Annotated in this window: 6 protein-coding genes; 3 read left to right on the top strand and 3 right to left on the bottom strand. The window is 60.0% G+C overall.

The window, feature by feature from the left end; translation table 11 throughout:
- Positions 1 to 78 precede the first annotated feature (78 nt).
- Positions 79 to 270, top strand: a complete 192-nt coding sequence (locus EN932_RS39270) for an RES domain-containing protein (RefSeq protein WP_338101346.1) — start codon at positions 79 to 81, stop codon at positions 268 to 270.
- A 427-nt stretch (positions 271 to 697) separates the two neighbouring features.
- Here the strand turns inward: EN932_RS39270 and EN932_RS39635 are convergent, their stop codons facing one another.
- Both EN932_RS39635 and EN932_RS39630 read right to left on the bottom strand, forming a co-directional pair.
- A complete protein-coding gene (locus EN932_RS39635; protein WP_064992511.1) occupies positions 698 to 1,000 on the bottom strand; it encodes a hypothetical protein in 303 nt (100 codons plus the stop codon).
- Complete coding sequence (locus tag EN932_RS39630) at positions 997 to 1,404, bottom strand: hypothetical protein (protein WP_164890762.1); 408 nt, start codon at positions 1,402 to 1,404, stop codon at positions 997 to 999. The genes EN932_RS39635 and EN932_RS39630 overlap by 4 nt, the downstream gene beginning before the upstream one ends.
- Positions 1,405 to 1,535: 131 nt before the next feature.
- Here EN932_RS39630 and EN932_RS33390 point away from each other — a divergent pair, with 131 nt between their 5' ends.
- Positions 1,536 to 1,718: a DUF3606 domain-containing protein gene (locus tag EN932_RS33390; RefSeq protein ID WP_063170480.1), complete on the top strand. Its 183-nt coding sequence runs from the start codon at positions 1,536 to 1,538 to the stop codon at positions 1,716 to 1,718.
- 18 nt (positions 1,719 to 1,736) lie between these two features.
- Entirely contained in the window at positions 1,737 to 2,513 is a 777-nt protein-coding gene (xth, locus tag EN932_RS33385) for an exodeoxyribonuclease III (RefSeq protein WP_064992509.1), read from the top strand.
- Here xth and EN932_RS38510 read toward each other — a convergent pair.
- Positions 2,483 to 2,697: hypothetical protein (locus tag EN932_RS38510; RefSeq protein ID WP_206618992.1), on the bottom strand; the 215-nt coding region annotated here is incomplete at its 5' end. The two genes, xth and EN932_RS38510, sit on opposite strands and share 31 nt — an antisense overlap.

Genomic DNA, 2,697 nt, shown 5'->3' with positions numbered 1-2,697 from the left:
GTCCTGGCCTTCATCCGGGATTTCGAAAATGGGGCGCGTGGGTGAGGATCACCCGAGTCGGTCCAGACGAATCGCTATCTGACACCCAAATGGGCTTTCCTGCCCATCAGCGGTGCAGGCGCGGCGATCGACGGCGGTCGTTTCAACCGGCCATGCGTCGAAGCACTCTATCTGTCTCGTTCGACCCAGACGGCTCTTGACGAATACAAGCAGGGCGCCAGCATCGTCCCGCCGGCAACGCTTGCCGCCTACAAGATCACGCTCGCCTGAGGTGGCGGACCTTTCGCAGGGATTCGACCCGGAGATCTGGGACAGCGCTTGGCAGGAATGGGATTGTGCCTGGCGCCAGATCGCTCGCATCGACAAAAGCGTCACGCCGGTGGCACCAACCTGGTGGTCTTTCCGGCCAGTCTTGTCGAAGGCGATAAGGTCACCGTCCATGATCCCGATCACCGGCTGCCGCACGACCAGTCGTCCTGGCCGTAGGGATCGACTGTCTCTGGGATCACAACGCGACGACGCCCCCCGTCACGGCGCTTGGTCCCCAACGAGACCGTCCTCGCCGTCGCCCTCCCCGCTAGCCAGCCCAACCGGTATATCGCCGGCCAGCAACTTCTCCTTCGACAGGAGGCCTGAGTGAACCCCGTCCCCACCCGACCGCGGTAAACCAGCTTCCCCTTCTCATAGGTGCCGAGGATCAGCGAGGCCATGCTTCGGCCGGTGTCGTTTGGGCGGTAACCACAACGACGAATTCCTGTCGTTTGGTGCATTTGATCTTGAGCCAGCTGGTCGTGCGGTCGCCGATGTAACGGCTGTCGGCGCGCTTGGCGATAACGCCTTCGTGGCCACCCTCGCACATGGCGTCGAAGACTTGTCTGCCCCGGTCGACGATGTGGCCGGAAAACTGCAGGCTGTCGCCAGCGTCGCGGTCTCCAAGGAGTAACTCCAGCCTCTCCTTGCGATCGAGAAGCGGTCGGTTCGACAGGTCTTCGCCATTCATTTCCAACAGGTCGAAGGCGTAGACTTGAGCGGCATGCCCGCGGCAATTCCGGTTTTCAGCATGGAAAAATTGGTGCGGCCCTGGCTGTCGATCGCGACAATCTCGCCGTCGATCAGTGCAGAGCCTTTGGTTAGAGCCTGAAGCGGCGCCAGGATCACCTTGAACTGTCGTGTCCAGTCGTGGCCGTTGCGGGTGTAGACCACAACTTTAGAGCCGGAAATCGAGACTTGGGCACGATACCCGTCGAACTGCATTTCGAACAGCCAATTGCTGCCCACAGGTATGGCGTCTGTCAGGGTGCAGAGCTGGAACGGACGAAATGCTGGCAGCGAATATGTAGGGGTAGATTCTGAGTCCCGGCGCCGAGAGCGCTTTTTGCTGAGGGCGGCCTCTACGGCCGGCATGCGGAACTCGAATACATGGCTGGATCAATACCCTGAATGGCATTCGGTTCCAAATCGGTGTTTCCAGATATTGAACCGGAAGAGTCCGGCTGCGTTGTTGGGTCTGGAATGGCAATCTTTTGGAGGATGAAATGCCCAATACTGGAACAACACGTGGACGCAACCAGGACCGCGCGAAGGTCGCTGGGGGGCAGGATCACGAAGTGAAATACGAGGCGGGTAAGACCGGAGCGAGCAAGGCCGACGTGAAGTCAGCCGTGAAATCGGTCGGGAACAGCCGCAAGAAGGTCGAGGATAAGCTAGGTAAGAACTGAACCACGGGGTCCGGCTAGATGCTCCGGGTTGCCACGTTCAATGTAAACGGCGTCAATGGTCGTCTGCCGGTCCTCATCGCGTGGCTAAAGGCCACGCGCTATGACGTCGTCTGCCTTCAAGAACTCAAAACCTCGGACGAGAAATTTCCGGCCGAGGCGATCGGCGATGCTGGCTATGGCGCGATCTGGCACGGCCAGAAATCCTACAACGGCGTCGCTATCCTGGCTCGCGGAGCTGACCCGATCGAGCGCCGACGCGGGCTTCCTGGCGACCCTGACGATAGCCATAGCCGCTATATCGAGGCGGAGATCAGCGGGCTCGTCGTCGGCTGTCTCTACCTGCCAAACGGAAATCCCGCCCCTGGTCCCAAGTTTGACTACAAGCTGCGCTGGTTCGACCGCCTGATTAGCTACGGCCAGGATCTGCTCAAAGCGGGAGCGCCGACCGTGCTGTGCGGCGACTACAATGTCGTTCCAACTCCGATTGATGCCGTGGTGCCGCGACGATGGATCGGCGATGCGGTTTACTTTCCCGAGAGTCGCCAAGCCTATGCCGCGATGCTCGAGGACGGCTGGATCGACGCGGTCAGGCGCATCCATCCGGAAAAGGGGGTCTATACGTATTGGAACCACTCCTATGGGGGCGGCTACGACAAGAGTTCTGGCCTGCGGATGGACCATCTGCTGGTCAGTCCCTCGTTGTCGCCCAAGCTTCGCGATGCCGGGGTGGATGTTGAGACGCGAGGGTGGGAGAAACCGAGCGATCATGCGCCGGCCTGGATCGCGCTTGAATAACCCGAGTTTGAGCGGCTGCAGTGGTTCCAGATTTCGCGCTTTGTCCGAAATTTGTAGCATTCTTCGGACGAAGCTCGCTTGCCATTGTCCGAAACTTGTCGCATATTTCGGACATGACAGCGGTCGAACACGACACCGATATTCGCTCTCGCGTGCTCGCGCGCATCCAGTCCAAGCCCGAGGA

Source organism: Mesorhizobium sp. M7A.F.Ca.US.002.01.1.1 (genome assembly GCF_004022955.1).
In the GTDB taxonomy this organism is placed as follows: Bacteria; Pseudomonadota; Alphaproteobacteria; order Rhizobiales; family Rhizobiaceae; genus Mesorhizobium; species Mesorhizobium ciceri.
This window is presented reverse-complemented; position numbering and strand designations above follow the sequence as displayed.

Bases quoted from the DNA above. Each gene is read 5' to 3' on its own strand.
- EN932_RS39635 (WP_064992511.1), bottom strand. From the start codon at position 1,000: ATGAATGGCGAAGACCTGTCGAACCGACCGCTTCTCGATCGCAAGGAG.
- EN932_RS39630 (WP_164890762.1), bottom strand. From the start codon at position 1,404: ATGCCGGCCGTAGAGGCCGCCCTCAGCAAAAAGCGCTCTCGGCGCCGG.
- EN932_RS33390 (WP_063170480.1), top strand. From the start codon at position 1,536: ATGCCCAATACTGGAACAACACGTGGACGCAACCAGGACCGCGCGAAG.
- xth (WP_064992509.1), top strand. From the start codon at position 1,737: ATGCTCCGGGTTGCCACGTTCAATGTAAACGGCGTCAATGGTCGTCTG.